Annotated in this window: 12 protein-coding genes; 7 read left to right on the top strand and 5 right to left on the bottom strand. The window is 67.6% G+C overall.

All coding sequences use genetic code 11. The features are described from left to right. Positions 1-152 precede the first annotated feature (152 nt). From ACFYXB_RS35145 to ACFYXB_RS35135, 3 genes are read left to right on the top strand one after another with little or no spacing between them, the layout of a single operon-like run. Positions 153-1,979 (top strand): AAA family ATPase, encoded by a 1,827-nt coding sequence (locus tag ACFYXB_RS35145; RefSeq protein WP_389589103.1) that lies wholly within the window; start codon positions 153-155, stop codon positions 1,977-1,979. A 2-nt stretch (positions 1,980-1,981) separates the two neighbouring features. Then, entirely contained in the window at positions 1,982-3,244 is a 1,263-nt protein-coding gene (locus tag ACFYXB_RS35140) for an McrC family protein (RefSeq protein ID WP_389589132.1), read from the top strand. Positions 3,245-3,259: 15 nt separating this feature from the next. Beyond that, positions 3,260-5,395, top strand: a complete 2,136-nt coding sequence (locus tag ACFYXB_RS35135) for a UvrD-helicase domain-containing protein (RefSeq protein ID WP_389589102.1) — start codon at positions 3,260-3,262, stop codon at positions 5,393-5,395. 52 nt (positions 5,396-5,447) lie between these two features. On the opposite strand, the gene ACFYXB_RS35130 is transcribed toward ACFYXB_RS35135, so the two are convergent. The 3 genes from ACFYXB_RS35130 to ACFYXB_RS35120 form a co-directional block, all read right to left on the bottom strand. Continuing rightward, on the bottom strand, positions 5,448-7,103 hold the full coding sequence (locus ACFYXB_RS35130; protein ID WP_389589101.1) for a class I SAM-dependent DNA methyltransferase: 1,656 nt from the start codon (positions 7,101-7,103) through the stop codon (positions 5,448-5,450). Between the two features lie 134 nt (positions 7,104-7,237). After that, a complete protein-coding gene (locus ACFYXB_RS35125) occupies positions 7,238-7,654 on the bottom strand; it encodes a hypothetical protein (RefSeq protein ID WP_389589100.1) in 417 nt (138 codons plus the stop codon). 92 nt (positions 7,655-7,746) lie between these two features. Then, positions 7,747-8,999, bottom strand: a protein-coding gene (locus ACFYXB_RS35120) for an IS3 family transposase (protein ID WP_389589099.1) whose coding sequence is annotated in 2 segments (ribosomal slippage) — positions 7,747-8,717 and positions 8,717-8,999 — 1,254 coding nt in all. Because the reading frame shifts where the segments join, the coding sequence is not laid out codon by codon here. A gap of 292 nt (positions 9,000-9,291) precedes the next feature. Here ACFYXB_RS35120 and ACFYXB_RS35115 point away from each other — a divergent pair. The 3 genes from ACFYXB_RS35115 to ACFYXB_RS35105 all read left to right on the top strand — a co-directional run bounded on the left by ACFYXB_RS35115 (position 9,292) and on the right by ACFYXB_RS35105 (position 12,724). After that, complete coding sequence (locus tag ACFYXB_RS35115; RefSeq protein WP_389589098.1) at positions 9,292-9,738, top strand: hypothetical protein; 447 nt, start codon at positions 9,292-9,294, stop codon at positions 9,736-9,738. 64 nt (positions 9,739-9,802) lie between these two features. Continuing rightward, entirely contained in the window at positions 9,803-10,732 is a 930-nt protein-coding gene (locus tag ACFYXB_RS35110; RefSeq protein ID WP_389589097.1) for a transposase family protein, read from the top strand. Between the two features lie 93 nt (positions 10,733-10,825). Continuing rightward, positions 10,826-12,724 carry a transposase domain-containing protein gene (locus ACFYXB_RS35105; protein WP_389589131.1) on the top strand — a complete coding sequence of 633 codons (1,899 nt, stop codon included), beginning with the start codon at positions 10,826-10,828 and terminating at the stop codon, positions 12,722-12,724. A gap of 1,707 nt (positions 12,725-14,431) precedes the next feature. On the opposite strand, the gene ACFYXB_RS35100 is transcribed toward ACFYXB_RS35105, so the two are convergent. Next, entirely contained in the window at positions 14,432-15,973 is a 1,542-nt protein-coding gene (locus tag ACFYXB_RS35100) for a hypothetical protein (RefSeq protein ID WP_389589096.1), read from the bottom strand. Positions 15,974-16,101: 128 nt separating this feature from the next. Further along, positions 16,102-16,470 (bottom strand): hypothetical protein, encoded by a 369-nt coding sequence (locus ACFYXB_RS35095; protein WP_389589095.1) that lies wholly within the window; start codon positions 16,468-16,470, stop codon positions 16,102-16,104. Positions 16,471-17,211: 741 nt separating this feature from the next. Here ACFYXB_RS35095 and ACFYXB_RS35090 point away from each other — a divergent pair. Then, positions 17,212-17,865, top strand: coding sequence for a PASTA domain-containing protein (locus ACFYXB_RS35090; protein WP_389589094.1), 654 nt, complete (start codon positions 17,212-17,214; stop codon positions 17,863-17,865). Positions 17,866-17,935: the final 70 nt, after the last annotated feature.

The raw sequence follows: 17,935 nt of genomic DNA, 5'->3' as shown, positions 1-17,935 counted from the left end.
AAGATCGGCCATGTTGAGCTCTCGTCCGCCCGCCACATGGCGGACCGATCGCCGGGGTGACCAACCTGTCCGCATCACGAATCCCTTGACAGTGTCAACGGGTAGAGTATTCGGTGTTCGCGCAAGGCCTCGCCTCAGTCGGAAGGTCACCCATGCCGCCGCTCGACCGCCTCCCAGGCACGCCCGAGTTCCGCATCAAGCTCCCTAAGGACGGCGGTGAGGCGCGCGGGTATCTGCTTGCAGAGTTTGGCGGCAACGGCACGCACAAGTTCCTCCTGCAGGAGGGTTCGATAGTCGCCGCCGAGGCATGGCCCGGGCTCGGCGACCACGCGCGCCGGTTCCGTGCGGAGCTGCGCGCGAGCGGCGGGTTCGTCGACGCCCCCGCCGACCCCGGCCAGCCGCAGGAATCGCCGCGTTGGGTGGCGACCCGGGACATCGTGTGCAACTCCTCCTCGGCCGCCGCCGCGCTGGTGTACGGCTACGACGCTTCCGGCCCGGAGTCCTGGCGCACCGCCGAGGGTCACCCGCTCGCCGACTATCTGTCGACCGGCTGGCGCGCCCCGCGCAAGGCGTGGCTGGTGCGCGGCTCCAATGTCTCGGGGCACAACCTGGTGCGGCAGCTGTGGTTGAAGGAGGGATTCGTGTCGCTCGCGGCCGCCCATCTGCCACCTCTGGAGGAGACCGATCCGACCAAGAGCGCGCTACGTCGCTTCGTCGAGGAGGGGTACGAGGGGGCGGCCTCGTACAACCAGAAGCAGGGCCTCGTCGACGAGTTGCACGCCTTCCTGACTCAGATGCGCGTCGGCGATACGGTGGCCACCATCGGCGACGGTCGGCTGAACGTCGGGCACATCACCGGGGAGGTGGTGCAGACCGCGTCGCCCGGCGGGCTGTCCAATCTGCGGAGGACCGTCGCCTGGTTGCCGCAGAGTCACGCGTACGAGGAGCTGCCGGAGGAAGTGCAGCAGAAACTGTCCGTTCAGCATGATGTCGTCGACCTGACCGGCGTCCTGGACGCACTGGACGCACTCACCGGGCGTGCGGAGCGGATTGGCCCGACAGCAACCGAGGACGCCGGTGAGTACCCCTCTGCCGAACGGCCGGTGCAGCGGGAGTTGTCGCTGCCGGACATCACCGAGGAATTCGCCGCCGACCTCATCGTCCACGACCGCGCCTGGTTGGAGGAGATACGTGAACTTCTCCTGGATGAGCGGCAGTTGGTGCTCTATGGACCGCCGGGCACGGGTAAGACGTACCTAGCGATGAAGCTGGCCGAGTACTTCGGCGGCGGCCCGGAACAGGTCAAGATCGTGCAGTTCCACCCTTCGTACGCCTACGAGGATTTCTTCGAGGGGTTCCGGCCCGTGGAGGATCCTGAGACGCGGGAGGTGGCGTTTCGGCTGACGGCAGGCCCGCTGCGGGAACTCGCCGATCTCGCCTCCCGCGAGGGCAACCGGCACGTCCCCCACTTCCTGATCATCGACGAGATCAACCGCGCCAATCTGGCGAAGGTCTTCGGCGAGCTGTACTTCCTCCTGGAGTACCGGACAAGATCTGTCCGTCTCACCTACTCCGGGGACGACTTCGCACTGCCGCCGAATCTCTTCGTGATCGGCACGATGAACACCGTCGACCGGTCGATCGCCCTGGTCGACGCGGCGATGCGGCGCCGTTTCGCGTTCGTGGAGCTGTCCCCGCGCACCGAGCCGACCGCCGGGCTGCTCGCACGCTGGCTGAAGCGCGAGGGCAGGGACCTGGTGCCCGCCCGGCTCCTTGACGTCCTCAACGCCCGCATCGACGACGCCGACTTCGCCATCGGCCCTTCGTACTTGATGAAGCCGGGCGTGTACCGCGACGGCGGCCTTGAACGGGCCTGGCGCACGAAGATTCTGCCGCTGCTCGAGGAGCACCACTACGGCGAGGGTCTCGACATCGCCGCCCGCTACGGCCTCGACTCGCTGCGCGAGCAGCTCCCGTGACCGTGCTTGAGGTGGCGCTGCGCGAGTACGGGCCTGCCGTCTCCGTTCCGCTGGGCTCCGAGGCCGGGCGGGCCCTGGCCGCCTCCGGCATCCTGCAGAGCGCAACCCCCGATCCCGGCCGGGACGGGCACTGGCTGCTGCGGGCGGGTAGCCGGGTCGGCGCCGTGCGCACGCCCGGCGGCCCGGTCGTACGGATCATGCCCAAGACCCCCGTGAGCCGGCTGTTCTTCCTCCTCGGGTTCAGCCTCGATCCGGCACGAGCCTGGCGCGACAGCCGGGAGGGCACCGTCGACACCGGAGCGTACGACGATGTCGTTCCCGCGCTCGCGTACGCCGTGGAGCGGCAGATCGACGCGGCGCTGCGGCGGGGGGTCCTCCAGGGCTACCGGGAAGTGGAGGAGTCCGCGCTGGTCGTGCGTGGGCGGCTGCGCGAGGCCGAGCAGATCCGGCGGCACTTCGGCCGTACGCCGCCTGTGGAGATCGCCTATGACGCTTACACCGCCGACACTGCCGAGAACCGCATTCTGCGCGCCGCCGCCGATCGGTTGCTGCGGCTGCCGGGTGTTCCCGGGCTTGTCCGGCGGCGCCTCGCCCATCAGCGCGTGCGTCTCGCCGACGCGCTGCCCCTGGTGCGGGGGCAGGAACTGCCGCGTTGGCAGCCGTCGCGCCTGAACTCCCGCTACCAGCCTGCGCTGCGGCTCGCCGAGGCCGTCCTGCGGGGCGCCTCACCGGAACACCGGCCGGCCGGGTCGGATCCACTCGCCGTGGACGGCTTCCTGCTCGACATGAACAAGCTGTTCGAGGACTTCGTGACTGTCGCCCTGCGTGAGGCCCTTCGGGAGCACGGCCTGACCGCGCGCCTCCAAGACCGCCACCACCTTGACACCGCGGGTCTCGTGGGGATGCGCCCAGATCTCGTCGTCCGCACCGGCGATGGCCGCATTCCGCTCGCCGTCGTCGACGCCAAGTACAAGGTGGAGAAGGCCGACGGACTTCTCAACGCCGACCTGTACCAGGCGCTTGCGTACGCCACCGTGCTCGGCCTACGCGAGGCGCACCTGGTGTATGCGGCCGGACGGCAGCCCGAGCGCTTTCATGAGGTGCGCGGAACGTCGGCAGGGCCGGATGGGCGGGGAGTGCGGCTGTATCAGCACAGCCTCGACCTTTCCGGCGAGCCCGGACAACTTCTGTTGGCTCTCCGGCAGATCGCCGGACGGCTGGCCGGAGCAACCCATGATGACGATCATGAAATACCCGTCAGGTAGAAAGGAAGAGACCTCATGCCCCGGCTCGCCTTTGCCCAGAGCTTCTGGGACGGCTACGACACTCTGGAGAAGCCGGTCCGAGCCGGAGTGCGCAAGGCCATGGCGAAATTCCAGGCCCTGAGCGTCGCCGCACTCAACGCGGATAAAGGACTGCATCTGGAGTCTGTCGAGAATGCCCGTGACCCGCGGATGCGCACCGTTCGCATCACCGACTTCTGGCGCGGCGTCGTCCTCGCGCCCGACGACGGCAGCGACATGTTCCTCCTGGTCAATGTCCTGCCGCACGACGACGCCTATACCTGGGCGGCGAAGCGTCTGTACAGCGCGAACTCCGCGACCCGGGCCCTGGAGGTACGCAACGCTGTCGCCTTGGACGAGCTGACGCCGCTGTACGAGACGGCCGCACGCACGGCTCCTCGGCTGCTGTTCGCGGACGTCTCCGACGGCACGCTGCGCGAGCTTGGCATCGACGACCAAGTGCTGCGCGCCGCACGTTCATTGGTGGACAAGGCCCAACTGGAGGCGTTTGCCACGCTCCTGCCGGAGGATCAGCTGGAGGTGCTGCAGTACCTTGCCGAGGGCTTCAGCCCGGAAGAGGTCTACCGGGACGTCGTGGCCGTCCGTCGGCCCGCCGACGCGCCCGCCGAGCCGGTCGAAGACTTGGCCACGGTGATAGCCAACACTCCAGCACGCATTCGCCTGGTCACCGGGCCGCAGGAGCTGGAGGAGATCCTGGAGAAGCCGTTCGAGGCCTGGCGGGTCTTCCTCCACCCCTCCCAGCGGCGCGTCGCCTACCGCACCTCGTACGGGGGTCCCGTCCAGGTCACCGGCGGCCCTGGGACGGGCAAGACGGTGGCTGCCCTGCATCGGGTCAAGCACCTGCTCGGCCGTTCCGAGGACGGCCGTATCCTGCTCACCACGTACACGAACGCGCTCGCCGCCGGACTGCGCGAGATGCTCGGTCTGCTCCTCGACGAGGACGAGAAGCTACTGGCGCGGGTCGACGTGACGACGGTCGACGCCTATGCGAACGGCGTCGTGCGCGCGAAGTCGGCGGCCCCGCCCAAACCGATCGGGGACCGGGAACAGCGGCAGTTGTGGGAGAAGGCCGTCAAACAGCTCGATCTGTCGTTCACCGCCCAGTTCCTGGCCCAGGAGTACCGTCACGTCGTTCTCGGCCAGAACCTCCGTGACCTCGACTCCTACCTCGGTGCAAGCCGCCGCGGCCGCGGCACAGGCCTCGGCCCCACGCGTCGCCGGGAGGTGTGGAACGGCGTAGAGCGGTTCGAACAGTTCCTGCGCGATCGCGGCGAGACCACACACTTGCGGGTCTGCGCCCGCGCGGCGGAACTCCTCGCCGACGAGCCGGCTGTGTACGCCCATGTCGTCGTGGACGAGGCACAGGACCTGCATCCTGCGCAGTGGCGTGTGCTGCGCGCCGCCGTCTCCCCTGGCCCCGACGACCTGTTCGTCACCGGCGACCCGCACCAGCGGATCTACGACTCTCGGGTGTCGCTCGGCTCGCTGGGCATCGTTACGGCCGGCCGCAGCTTCCGGTTGCGGGTCAATTACCGCTCCACCGAGGAGATCCTCGCCTGGTCGGCGCGGCTCCTCGCGCCCGTCACCATTGAGGCCCTCGAGGGCGAGGGAATGGACTCGCTGGCCGGGTATCGCTCCCTGCTACACGGGCGCCGCCCCCAGGTGCAGGGGTACGCGACCCGGCAGGAGGAGACTGAGGCCCTGGTGGACCGGGTCCGGGCGTTGCTCGCCGAGGGCCTCGCACCGCACGAGGTCGGTGTGTGCGCGCGCTTCAATCTCTCCCTGGACGCGGCCGAGGAGAAACTGAAGGCTGCCGGCGTCCCGGTGCTCCGGGTCAAAGGGCAAGTCGCGCAGGGGACTGAGGGCGTACGGCTGGCAACGATGCACGCAATGAAGGGGCTGGAGTTCCGGGCGGTGTCCGTCCTCGGTGTCAACGAGGGCTCCGTCCCGTTCGCCCGTGAGATCACCCCACGCGAGGTGGATTCGCTGCAGCACGACGCCGACCTGCTCCGGGAGCGCTGTCTCCTCTTCGTCGCCTGCACTCGCGCTCGCGAAGCCCTGAGTGTGACGTGGAGTGGAACTCCAAGCCCGTTTCTGCCACGCGCTGCCTGACCGACCGGCGCAGACCGGTGCGGGGCACCCACCGGGGTGTCCCGCACAGTCCTTACTCCTCCGGCGCCAGGGCCCCCGTGGCTAGGCCGTCACGGGCGACGTCGGCGAGCTGCCGGCTCAGCTCGTCAACCTTGCGCATTCCTTCCTCGAATGCGGACAGGGATCGGAAAGCAGCACCGTATCGACGCTGCGCGTCGATGCCCATGCGGGGGATACGTGCGCTCCTGCTGTCAAGGCGGTAGGTCCCGCTGGCACTTGTGGTCCGGCGAGTGTTGACGGAGCTGCGCAGGAATCCCTGAAGGTAGTCCGTGTCGAGCTGCTCGCTGGCCGAGACGGGTTCCGGGCCGTCGTACTCGACAAGTCCGGCGCGGGCGAGATCTGCAACACTGGTGGTGGCGCTTTCCAGTGAGCCCGGTCCGCCGCCTGGCGCAAGCTCAGGCAGGAGGGCGGCGAGTTGACGGATTTGGTCCTCGAGTTCCTTGCGCAGGGCGGTGTATTCACCGGGATAGTCGCGGTGCCGGGACCGGAGATGGCTGCCGGGGGTCAGGTCGACGGTGTCGTCGAGGAGTTCGATCAGCGGCACGTCGGCGACCTGGTCGGGGCGTGGTTCCAGGCTCCCATCGGGGCTGTTGCCGGTCAGGTCGACCATGCGCACGGTGTGGTTCGTATCCGCACCTCCCGTGTTCTCGGGACGCTGCAAACACCAAAGGTGGACGGGCAGGGCGTGAGAGGTCGCCGTCCCTGGTGGCAGGGCGACCACTTGGCGCACGATGCCCCGGCGTACGAGTTCTGCTCGGATGCGGCGGCCTGCCTTGCGGTAGGCGACTGAGGCGGGCATGACCATGAGTACCTGGCCGCCGGGCTCGGTGTGCGCATAGGCGTGCTGGAGCCACGCGAGCTCCCCTTCGGCCTTGGACGGGGTACCGAGTTCCCAGCGGGAGTCGAGTAGCAGCTCCTCTCGTCCCCACTCGGTCACGCCGGCCGGTGGGTCACAGATGACCAAATCCGCCTTGAGGTCAGGCCATTCGTCTGCGCGCAGTGAATCGCCTGCCACGATACGCACTCCTGATCGGCCCAGGAGGTCGGCGCGAAGCTGTGCGAACCGAGCGCTGTCAGCATCCATCTCCTGGCCGAAGCAACGCATCTTCGGTTTGGAAGCGACAGACAGGAGCAGCACCCCGATTCCGCAGGCTGGATCGAAGACTGTGGCGTCGGCTGGCAGCTCAGGAGCGAAGTGGCAGATAGCACGGACCACACGCTCGGGAGTTACCTGGTCCGATCCCGCCCGCCGAGCGGAGTCCATGAAACGTTCAGTCAGTCCGTTTACGAGGTCGACGGGCGCTTCAGTCGAGGCGAGTTCGTGTACACGGGTGGTGATGTCATCCGGCAGTCTCGGTTCACGCTCGCCGGCCAGCACCCCAGCCACCTGCGCCAGCCCAGCGACCATCTGTTCCCCGTACGCGGCCCGCATGGCCTGCCACAGTTCGACCTCGGGTGATACTTCCTGGCCTTTGCGCTGTTTGTCCAGCCACTCCTGGACCTCGGTGAGCGCGTAGAGCGGACTGTTCGTGGCACCTCCCGCTGGCGCGGGAAAGTCCTCGTAGCGTCGACGCCAATTGGAGACAGCGGCCCGAGTGACTCCGGCCAACCGAGCGATCTCGGAGCCAGTGACAAGAGGGCCAACCGATGAAGCGGCGTTGTCCGTCATACTCCCAGCGTACACGGACCGCCACCCCCTTTTCCGGGATGAAGTATGTTGGCAATATACACACACACTATCTCCACCTAAGCGTGTGTGTACTTGATTGCTCACGTATTCCAGGCCGCCGTCTACGCGGGGCCCTATCGCCGACCGGTCTCCCGGTTGTGCACGGAACCGTTGATGATCACGATGGTGTGGTTGGACCAGGCACGGTGACAGTCGTCGCACACTGCTTTGATCCAGCCCCCCTTGGTGTCACTGCGTGTTCTTCGGCGTCCGGATGCCCCACAGAACTCACAGATGGTCGCGGATTGCTCTTCGGCGGCAGCAACCAGGGCTCGTGCATCTGCGCACGCAGGTGCCGAGGTGCCGACGATCCGGATACGAACCCCGCCGAGCTTCTCCTTCAGGTCGTCCAGCTGATAGCCCGGGTCGAGGAGAAGGAGTTGCTCGTGCAGCCGCAGGAGCAGGGAGTGCCAGCCCGGCCCGACCGCGCGCAGCTGGTCCGGCAGCTGCCGTGCAGGAGGACCGCAGGCCTGAGGTTCATCCATATCCATAGTGCGCTCCTGAGACTACCTCTCATCCCCATTACACCCGGGCATGCGGGAACCATTCCGGACTGTGAACCGTTCCGGGTTTGATCGAGACTCTAGGTCGTGACTGTGACCTGGGGTTTCGTGGTTGCGCGGTAGTGATTGGTCTCGTATTCGACGGGTGGGATGTGCCCGATCTCACCGTGTAGTCGGCGGTGGCAGTACCAGTCGACCCACTCGGCGGTGGCCAGCTCGACCTCGGAGAGTGTCTTCCAGGGGCGGCGGGGTTTGATCAACTCGGTCTTGAACAGGCCGATCGTGGACTCCATCAGGGCGTTGTCGTACGCGTCACCGACCGATCCGATCGACGCGGCGATTCCTGCCCGGTCGAGGTGCTCGGCGAGCGCGAACGACGTGTACTGCGAACCGGCATCGGAATGATGTATCAACTCGCCCGGCTGGTAGGGGTGTTGGTCCCGGGCGCGCTGCCACAGGGCCATCTCCAGGGCGTCCAGGACGAGCCTTGTCTCCTTCGAAGTGGCCGCTGACCAGCCGACGATACGGCGGGAGAAGGTGTCCACGACGAAGGCGACGTAGACGACGCCGGCGAACGTGGCGACGTGGGTGAAGTCGGCGACCCAGCAGCGGTTCGGCGCCGGGGCGACGAAGTCGCGGTCTATGAGATCCGGGGCCCGTTCGGCGCTCGCGTCGGGGATCGTGGTGATCACCCGCTTGCCGCGGAACGCGCCGGTGATCCCGAGCTCGCGCATGAGGCGTTCAACGGTGCAGCGGGCCACGGTGTGGTCGTGCCTGTTCAGGTGTCGCCAAATCTTCCGCGCGCCATAGACACGGTAGTTGGCCTCGTACGCCTCTGTGATGAGGGTCTTCAGCTCGGCGTCGCGGACGGTGCGGGCTGCGGGTGCGGCCTGGCGTTTGTGGTGGGCGTAGTAGGTGGACGGTGCGATCTTGCAGTCGTGGTCGGTGAGGACCCGGCAGATCGGCTCGACGCCGCCGAAGCGGTCCTTGTGCTCGTCGATGAACGCTACGAGCGTGTGTGTGGCCGGTCGAGCTCGGCCGCGAAGAAAGACGCCGCAGCCTTCAGGATGTCGTTCGCCCGCTTCAGCTCGGCATTCTCCTTCTTCAGCCGCTTCAGCTCGGCCGACTCCTCCGTCGTCGTGCCCGGACGGGCGCCGGCGTCGATCTGGTCCTGCCGGACCCACTTGCGCAAGGTCTCGGTCGTGCCGATGCCCAGTTTCTGGGCGACTGCTTTCATCGCGGCCCACTCGGTGTCGTACTCCGGTCGCACCTCGGCGACCATCCGCACCGCACGACGGCGCAGCTCAAGCGGGTACTGGGAAGGACGTGCCATAACTCGATCCTCTCAAACGATCGAGTCCCTACCGAACCCGGAACGGTTCAGTCCAACCGTGGACACGCGCCCCGGCCCAATGAGCGGTGTGCATCGTGAAGTCGCAGGTCACGGGTCTGGTGTGAATGGCGAGTTGGGTGCTCGTGCCGGTCGGCGGCCGATGACCATGGCGTAGATCATCGGGCAGGTCCGGGGCTCCGGCGGGATGCCGGGTTCGGCTGCGCCCACGACCGACCCCCGCCTACGATCCGTCAGCAGGTCGGCACGCCGTGAGAACGCGGGAGGGCGCGGGATGCAGGAGCGGCAGTGGATCACCGCCCGGCGGAGTGAACTGGACGCTCTCGCCGAGGAGTTGGCCAAGGAACTCCAGGAGATCCAGGTCGAGCGGGATGAACTGGCGATCGCGGAGCGGGTGTTGAACCGCTTGGCCGAGCAGGCCCAGGCCGACGCCGAGGCTGTCGCTCCGGTATCGGCGAAGGTGGCCGGGCGGGCGGTACTGCTCATCCCACACCGCAGCGACGCGGCCGACGAGGGCGCGTTGCCCGGCGACTACCGCAAGATCCTGGCGATCGTGCGGGAGGCCGACGGCCCGGTGCAGGTCAGGGCGGTCGGTGAGCGGCTGGGCCTGGATGCCTCGGTTCGCGGCAAGCTGGAACCTTTGCGGGCGAAGATGACCAAGCTCGCCGACCGCGGCTGGCTGCACAAGCGGCCCGACGGGCGGTTCACCGCCCGCTCGTGACCGCGCGGACGCCGTGGCGGTCAGGACCGTAACTGGCGGGCCCCCGACGGTAGTTGAGTTTGGTGTGAAGAAAAACAACGACACCGTCGAGGGCCCTGACGACCTTGTCTACACCGCCCGCCTGCCGCTGTCGAGCGCCACCTTGAACTATCTCGCCGACCTGATACGCGGCCACCTGAAGAGGATCGGCTCGCGGTGGCGGGCGTTGCCCGCGGGGAAGATCGCCGCCATCGTGCTGGCGGTGCTGCGCTGTGACCAGCGGCCCGGCGACCTGGCCGGCGGGAACGGGGTGCACCGCACCACCGTCGCGCGGTGGGTCAGGGAGGTCGTCGGCCTGCTGGCCGCCCGCGCCCCGCGCCTGGACCGGGCCCTGAAGAAGATCGCCCGGAAGGGCGGCGGAGTGGTCCTGCTGGACGGCTCCCTCATACGCACCCGTCGCCGCACCGGAGCGGACAACCGGCCGAACTACTCGGGCAAGCACAAATGCCATGGCCTGCTCGTGATCGCGCTCACCGACGACCGCGGCCGACTGGTATGGATCTCCGCGGTGCGGCCCGGACGCACGTCGGAGATCACCGCCTGCCGACACGACAAGCTCACCACCAAGTTGCGGGCCGCCGGGCTCGGCGCCATCGCTGACCTGGGGTTCGTCGGCCTCGACGACGGTCCTCCCGACGCCGACCCGGCGGTGATCACCGGTTACAAGGCGGCCCGGAACCGGCCCCTGACCCGAGGTCAGAAACTGTCCAACAAGGCGCTGGCCGCGGTGCGGGCCCCGGTCGAGCACGGCTTCGCCCATCTGAAGAACTGGAGAGTTCTCGGCAAGGTCCGCACGGATCCGAGGTGGGCGACCGCGCTGGTGCGGGCCCTGCTGGTGCTGACGAACCGGGAAGCAATGCCAGAAAGTTATGTGAAGTTGCCGCTTGTCAAGCACCCGGCGGCGGTGTGTCGAAGCGGTGGGCCGGGAGAACGGGACGGGACCTCCGGAAGTTGAGTCGTCGACCAAGACAGACCAACACCGGGGGTCCCATTGACGGACCAGTGTGGCACGACGACGCTGACTCAGGCCCTCACGACCGCCCGCGGGGTGTTCGCTCCGGGGCATCTCGGGGCTCTGACCCGTTATCTCCCCTTCGAACTGGTCGACGATGTCCTTGACCGGCCAGGCCGTCGGGGGCGGACGCGGACGGTGCCAGCGCGGGTGGCGGTGTACTTCGTGCTGGCGCTGGCCCTGTTCCCCGACGCTTCCTACGGGCGGGTGTGGGACACCCTGGCCGGAGCGTTGCGGCAGGCAGGACGCCTCGTGGCGTCGGTGACTGCGGCGGGTCTGGCCTGTGTGCGTCGGCGGGTGGGACCGGACCCGTTGCGGGAGTTGTTCGAGGTTGTGGCAGGTCCGCTGGGGCGCCCGTGCACGAGGGGCGTGTCCTGGCGGGGTCTGCGCACGGTCGCGTTCGACGGCTGCCGGTCCACCCGCGTCCCAGAGACCGGCGACAACGTGGCCTGGCTGGGCCGGTACAAAGTCGCCGCCGGGGTGGCCGCCTTCCCGCTGCTGGCAGTGATGGCCTTGGCCGAGACGGGGACGCGATCTCTACTCGGTGCGGTCGTCGGCCCGTATCGCGGCGAGGTGGAGGCTGCCTTGCAGCTGGTCGGCCACCTGCGGCAGGACATGCTGGTGCTCGCCGACCGCGGATTCGACGCGAACGCCTTCGTCCGCGCCGTGCACGCCTCGAAGGCGGCGCTGCTGCTGCGGATCTGCTCCTCGCGCAGGCCCGCCGTGCTGCAGGTCCTGGCCGACGGTTCCTTCCTGTCGGTCATCGCCGGGGTCCCGGTCCGTGTCGTCACCGCGACCGTCACCGTCACCTGCGCGGACGGCAGCACCCATCGGGGCGAGTACCGGCTGGTGACCACGCTGACCGATATGCGCCGCCACCCGGCCAAAGACCTGCTGGCCCTCTACCATGAGCGGTGGGAGATCGAGGTGACGTTCCTGGCGATCCGTCACACCATGCTCAAGGGCCGCGTGCTGCGGTCGGGTGACCCTCAGGGCCTGCGCCAGGAGATGTGGGCGCTGCTGACGGTCCACCAGCTTTTGCGCATGGCGATGCTGGACGCCACCGATGCCGTGTCCGGATGTGATCCGGACCGGGCCTGCTTCACCGCAGCCTTGGTCGCCGCCCGCGACAGCGTCACCCGTGGGGCCGCCATCGTGCCCGACGCCGGCAGCGAGCTGACCGGCCCGATCACCAAGGCAGTCACCGGCGCCCTGCTGCCACCGCGACGGCCACGGATCAGCGCGCGCACCGTCAAGGGCGTCTCCGCTCGTTACGGACACCGCCGGTCCGACGAGGACCGCCCCTGCGTCAGCACGCCGGTCACCGCCCTCGACATCATCGTCCACTTCCCTCAGCAGGACACTCCCGTCCCCGCACCGACAGCAGCTCCGCCCGGTCGGCCCGGCCAGAACCCGGCCCCGCAGCAGGACCCGTCCGTGACGGCCCAGACGCTGTTGCCGCCTGCGGTCCCGATGCACACCAGCAGGCTCGAAGATGTGCTCGCCGCGATGGGCACCGCCCCAGAGCGTGAGTGGCGCGCCATCGAACTGGCCACCCTGCTACGGCTGGACCGCAGCGACCTGACCGGTGAGCTGATCCGGTGGGCCAGGCGCCAGATCCTCATCAAGACCGGGCCGGCCACCTTCAAGATCCCGGACGGACCGCCGCGGCCCTCCAAGGTCGCCGTCCGCCCTGAAGACGTCCTCGCGGTCATGGCCACCGATCCTCACCGCCCCTGGCACGCCCGTGAGATCACCGCTGCGCTGAACACCGTCAAACACAGCACCCTCGCACAACACCTCAGCGCCTGGGCACGCAAGAACCTGCTGATCAAGACCGCGCCCGCAACCTACCGACTCCCCGAACAGCCTGTGACAACCGTCCCCGCAAAGCCACTCGCCGCCACGAACACGCCGACCACCAGGGCTGCTTGACAAACTGGCATGAATCATAACTTTCTGGCATTGAACCGGGAAGTCGCCCGCTGACGGATGATCTTGTCGGTGGACTACCGCTCCGGACCTGCCCGAGCTTCCTGATGCCTACGCACACCAGGCCCTCTGACGTGCAGTTTTCATGATGCACGGGCCTCAATGACGCGAAGCAGCAACGCACCCAACATTCCGGAAGCCGCCCACCGTGAGGCCCAGTTCGTCTCGTTCCAGCCCCAGGAGGCGACCAGCCGATGGGCCATGGGTGCAAGGACCCGGTCAGGCCTGATTGGAAACCCCTTCGCTCCTGAGTAAAGGACGGTAAAATCCCGCGCAAGCAGGACCAGCCGCACAGGTCAGCAAGGTCCCGTCCCCACGCGTGGGGGTCTATCCCAGGCTGCTGCTTCGGCAGGGGTGCGGGCGGTGTCCCGTCCCCACGCGTGGGGGTCTATCGTGGCCGTCCTTGGTGGCGCAACTGACGTCAACGTCCCGTCCCCACGCGTGGGGGTCTGCCCTCCTCGCCGAGGTCGGTATGTCCGGGGCTATCTGTCCTGCTCATCCCCACAATCTCGGCGCCCACCCAAGCCTGCCTGGAGTCCCTCTTACAGAAGATCAGCGCAAGGGGCGACACGGCCACGCACTCCCTCGCCGGGCTCCTCAGCCCATAATAGAAAACAACAGGTCCATACCAACTTTTTTATCTGAACTCGCGTCAAACTGTCCTGCGATTTCGTGCCTAGATGTCCACTCTCCTCAAAGCACGGACCCCGCATCATCGCGGGTCACAGCACATTCCAGCTGGACACTTTCACGCGAACCGCCTGAGACACTTTCACGCGAGTCACCACCAGCCGGGTTAGGGGCAACCGTTCCCTGTGCGTGACCCTGCACTCGCCGCTTTGGTTCGGTCTGCCCCTCCACAGCGGGCCGCGACGCCGCCTTCTCGGCAAGGAGCCACGTCCACCAAAACCCACCGACGTCACGGGCGGGTCCAGATGTGGTGCGCCATCCGGCCATCCACTCACCGCCACCGTGGTTGCGGGCCTGGCAGGAGCATGTGCAATACGGACCCGACGCGTTCTTGCACGACGCAGTGCACACTTCCGCACGGTTGAACTCGCGTGCCACGGCCACACACGGATAGCGTCGCAGCAGTCCCTCGGCCAGTGCGGTGAAGTGCCCGCGCGAGACCATCCAGCACCCGAGCTCGTCGTCCCAGTCCGGGCGCGCTCGCACCGCCAGGATCTCGTTGATCAGCCGGAGGGTGGACCGGCGCCGCTCAGGTATCCAGACCGCTATGCGTTCTTGGCCGGCCGGAAGCGCTATGGACGGCATCGCCACGCCCTCCCATTCGGGAAACCACAGCGGCACGTTTCGTGGCATGTACGCCCGGACCATCGGCTTCAACGCCCGCAGACTCCGCGCGTCGACCTCAGGGGCCTCGTCGTCGCAGTCTGCGCAGGTCCACGCCGACTGCCCGGACACGGTCCGCTGCTGCCACGGGCGGGGTGGACGGTGACCTTGCCCTCGTGCAGGCCCAGAGTCCGACCACACGCCCTGCACCGCCCCTTCGGATACTGCCCCTTGTTCACTCCCACCCCCCACGATCGCTTCCTTCGACAGTGTCTGAATCCCAGGCTGTACCTACGGCGCCCCCACCGCCAACAGGCGATGATGCGCTGTCCGGCGATCCGTTGCGCTCGTGTCGTCTCAAGCCAGCAGGTCGGCAGCCGCGGTGCGGAGCAGGCGGACAAGGTCTGGTGTGTCAGCCATGGGGTGGTGCGCGTACAGGAGGTTGCTGGCCAGCATGGCGCGTTCTGCCGTCGTGCCCTCTTGGAAGTCCGGCGAGGCGGCCAGTCGTGCCGCCCAGGCTGGGACGGCGGTCTGCCACTGCGCCCGCTGCCGCTCAAGGAGGATGTCGACCCGCTTGGCCCGCGCCTTGGCAAGGGCGCGCCGGATGTCATGCGATTCCACTGGGCAGTCGGGGCCGAACATACTGCGGGCGAGATCCTCGCCCCGGCTGTCTTGGGCTGGGGGTGTTTCAGCCGCCATGAACTGACCGTCGCCGAGCAGGGCCTGGTAGAGCTGCTTTCCCCACTGCTTGAGGTCGGGGAATCGGGCCTGCTCATCCCGCACCACCCTCACGCGCTTGTCCCAGTCGTCCAAACGCTCTTCCAGGTCCTCGACCCAGTCGGCCTGGACCTGGTAGCGGTGCACGACGTCGCCGGAGCGGAACACCGCGGTGAAGCCGCTCACTTCGCTATCACGCTGCGCCGCTTCAGCCCGCACCCGCTTCAGGCCGCGCAGACTGGGATGCTTCAGGCCTTCTGCCCCGTCAAGACGCTTGCCCCAGCCACCTTGGTACCGCTCGACCTGGACGATGTCCGGCCGTTCGGCAGCGACAGCCTGCAGGAATGCTTCCCGGTTATCCCAGTCGACGATCGAGCCCTCAGCACCGCCCTGCACAGCCGGCTCCGGTCGGCCCGGGTGCGGTTGCGGAATGGCGCCGATGCGGGGATGGGCGCGATCTGAGTGCACGGTCGCCAGTTCGTCCAGCAGGCCCTGCAGCCCGGCCAGCAGCAGTTCGAACTTTTCTATCGGCGGCCGTTGGTCCTCGAGCCACTGCCGGGCGCGGCCGCTTGCGCGGACCTGCACGCTGAAACTGTCGCCGCTGCCCTGGAAGTCGGAGGCTGGTATGCATCCGTAGTCGGCGAGCTCTTCGGTGGCCGCCTTGATGACGCAGGCACCCCGCTCGGCCGGCGAGCTGGCAGGAATCGTGGGGGGCAGGGAGAAGCTCAGAGTGTCCACGTGGGTGCCGTTGCCCGGCATGCTCAGGTCGTCGTACAGCTCGATGGTGTACTCCCCCGGGCCGACGCTGGCGATGTAGGCGCTCACCCATCCGTAGACGCCGCGAGCGTCCTCGCCATCGTCGTCATCCCCTGCGGCGTTCCCTTCGCCGTCGTTTCCCTCGTCCGCCTCTGCGTCCTCGTCCTGCCCTTCGTACAAGGAACCCTCCACGGAGTCCTTCGCCCACTGCCTCCAAGCCTCGTCCGCATCGCCGCCCGCGGCCTGCAGATAATGGTTGGGGTCGGCCAGATCGTGAAAGGCGGCGGCGGAGGCGAAGCCCACGGCGTCGCGGGCATGGGCTCCGACGATGTCAGGATCGATGCCTGCATTCACCAGCGTGTCGGCCTCCTCGGGGCTGCACCCCGCCTCAAGGAACCGCGCCCTGGCCGCTTCCTCGTCGTACACGTACACGGTCTCCTTGTCTGGTGCGCGGCCTGGGGGTGGACGCACGAACCGGCTTCCGCCCGGCAGGCAGGCTGCCTGCCGCGTGCCCGAGGCGCCGGCAGGGCTCAGGGTCTGCTCACGTCAGCTGTTCAGGCACGACCCGTGCGCTTCGACGCTGTCGGGCCGGATGCAGGACGTACCTGCGGTGTATTGCCGCCACGGTCGAAGACCTGGATGACCGATGTTTCATCCGTCTGCCACCATGCGGCGAATGCCTCGGCGATGTACTGGGACTGCTCTTCGAGAGCGAGAGTCTCGTTTGTGGCGTCCGAAGCCTCGTAGTCGACCGTCGGATAGTCGGAGTCCACCTCGATGGCCGGGTAGGCCTTGCGACCGTACCCGCGCCATTTCGTCAGGTGCTGGACCGCCTGTTTCTGATCAGCGTTGCCGTACTCGGCGACGAACTTCTTGAACTGCTGGAGCGTTCCAGGCGTGGTGACGATCTCGGCAAGCGACATCGTCACCTTCTTTGGCCGACTCGCGGCGGGCTTCGCCGCATGACTCGCCGCACTCGCGGCCGGGCTGGCCGGAGAGTTCGAACTCGTGTGGGAGTTGCCGTCCTTGCCCCACACTGCGTCATCAGGGCGGCGATCACCGCAATGACGACCAGGCCGCCACAGCTCTTCGCCGATTCACTACCACTCTTGCTTGCCACGTACTGGGTCTCCGTCGATACACAAAAAGGATATTGCGAGGCTCATCCACGGCTAAGGAGCCCCAAGTGGCGAAACGAGACCATGCGCGCAAGCGACGGCGGACAGGAACATGAGCCGCAGCGGCTTCTTCCGTTGCCACTCCTGCTTCGTCGGGGTCCCCCGGTTCGTCGAGTCTTTGGTCCGGCAGGACGTCAGGGGTGTTCCCCACGGCAGCCTCCTCCTGGTGCTGACCGGCACCACACAGCAGAAGGGACCGGGGAACACAGATTATCCATGCCGCCCGCACATAATCGACACTCGTACCACAACCGGTGATCTTGCCTGACAGGCAATCAAGAGGACATCACACGCGTCGAAGCCGTACCCTCGCCGGGCCGCACTCCGTCAACACCGGGACGCCCCGCAACGCCCTCGCCCAGCAGCGCCGGTCACTGCCGCTTCAGCGACATGCACACCAGGTAACGGTCGGATGACGGTAGTTCACATCTTCTTCACAGATGATCTACCGTGTTCCGCCTGTACCGGCACCAATCGGGGGAATCCATGCACACCCGCATCATCAGCGTTGTCCTCGCGTGCGCCGCAACCGGCGTACTCGTGGCCTGCGACCCGGCAAACAGCACCACGGCCTCCCACGGCACCACCCCGTCGGCTTCGGCCACCGCAGCTGCGGACGCCGGCAAGCCCACGCAGGACAGCAAGCCGACCGCCACCACTCCCAAGACCGTCCCGAACTTCGTCGGCATGGGACTGCAGTCCGCGCAGGATGCCGCCCAGAGCCAAGGCTTCTACTCGCTGACGTCGCACGATGCTCTGGGCCGCGGCCGGATGCAGGCCTTCGACCGGAACTGGAAGGTCTGCAGCCAGAACGTCGCTACCGGCAGGGTAGTGCCGACCGACACCACCCTGGACTTCGGCGCGGTCAAACTGGAGGAGACGTGCCCGGCCAAGGACCAGACGGTGTCGTCGGCGGCCGGAGGCAAGATGCCGAACTTCAAGGGAAAGTCGGTAAAGGCGGCGCGCGCTGCCCTCGACAGCAGCACGTCGATTAGCGTCAAGGACGCCTCGGCAGAGGATCGTTGGGTGCTGGTGGAGAGCAACTGGCACGTGTGTAGCCAAACCCCGAGCGCCGGCGCCGAGCTGAAGGGACAGCCCGTGACGTTCACGGCCGTCAAATTCGGCGAATCCTGTCCCTAGCGGCGATTCCCGCGGCGCCCGCCGCCTGCGGTCCCGACCTGCTGCACGGTGCTGTACGAGGTCAGCGGCG

The sequence above is a fragment of the Streptomyces sp. NPDC002619 genome, from assembly GCF_042889305.1.
Classification (GTDB): Bacteria; Actinomycetota; Actinomycetes; order Streptomycetales; family Streptomycetaceae; genus Streptomyces.
Note: the sequence above shows the minus strand (reverse complement) of the source record. Positions and strands in the feature narration are given on the sequence as shown.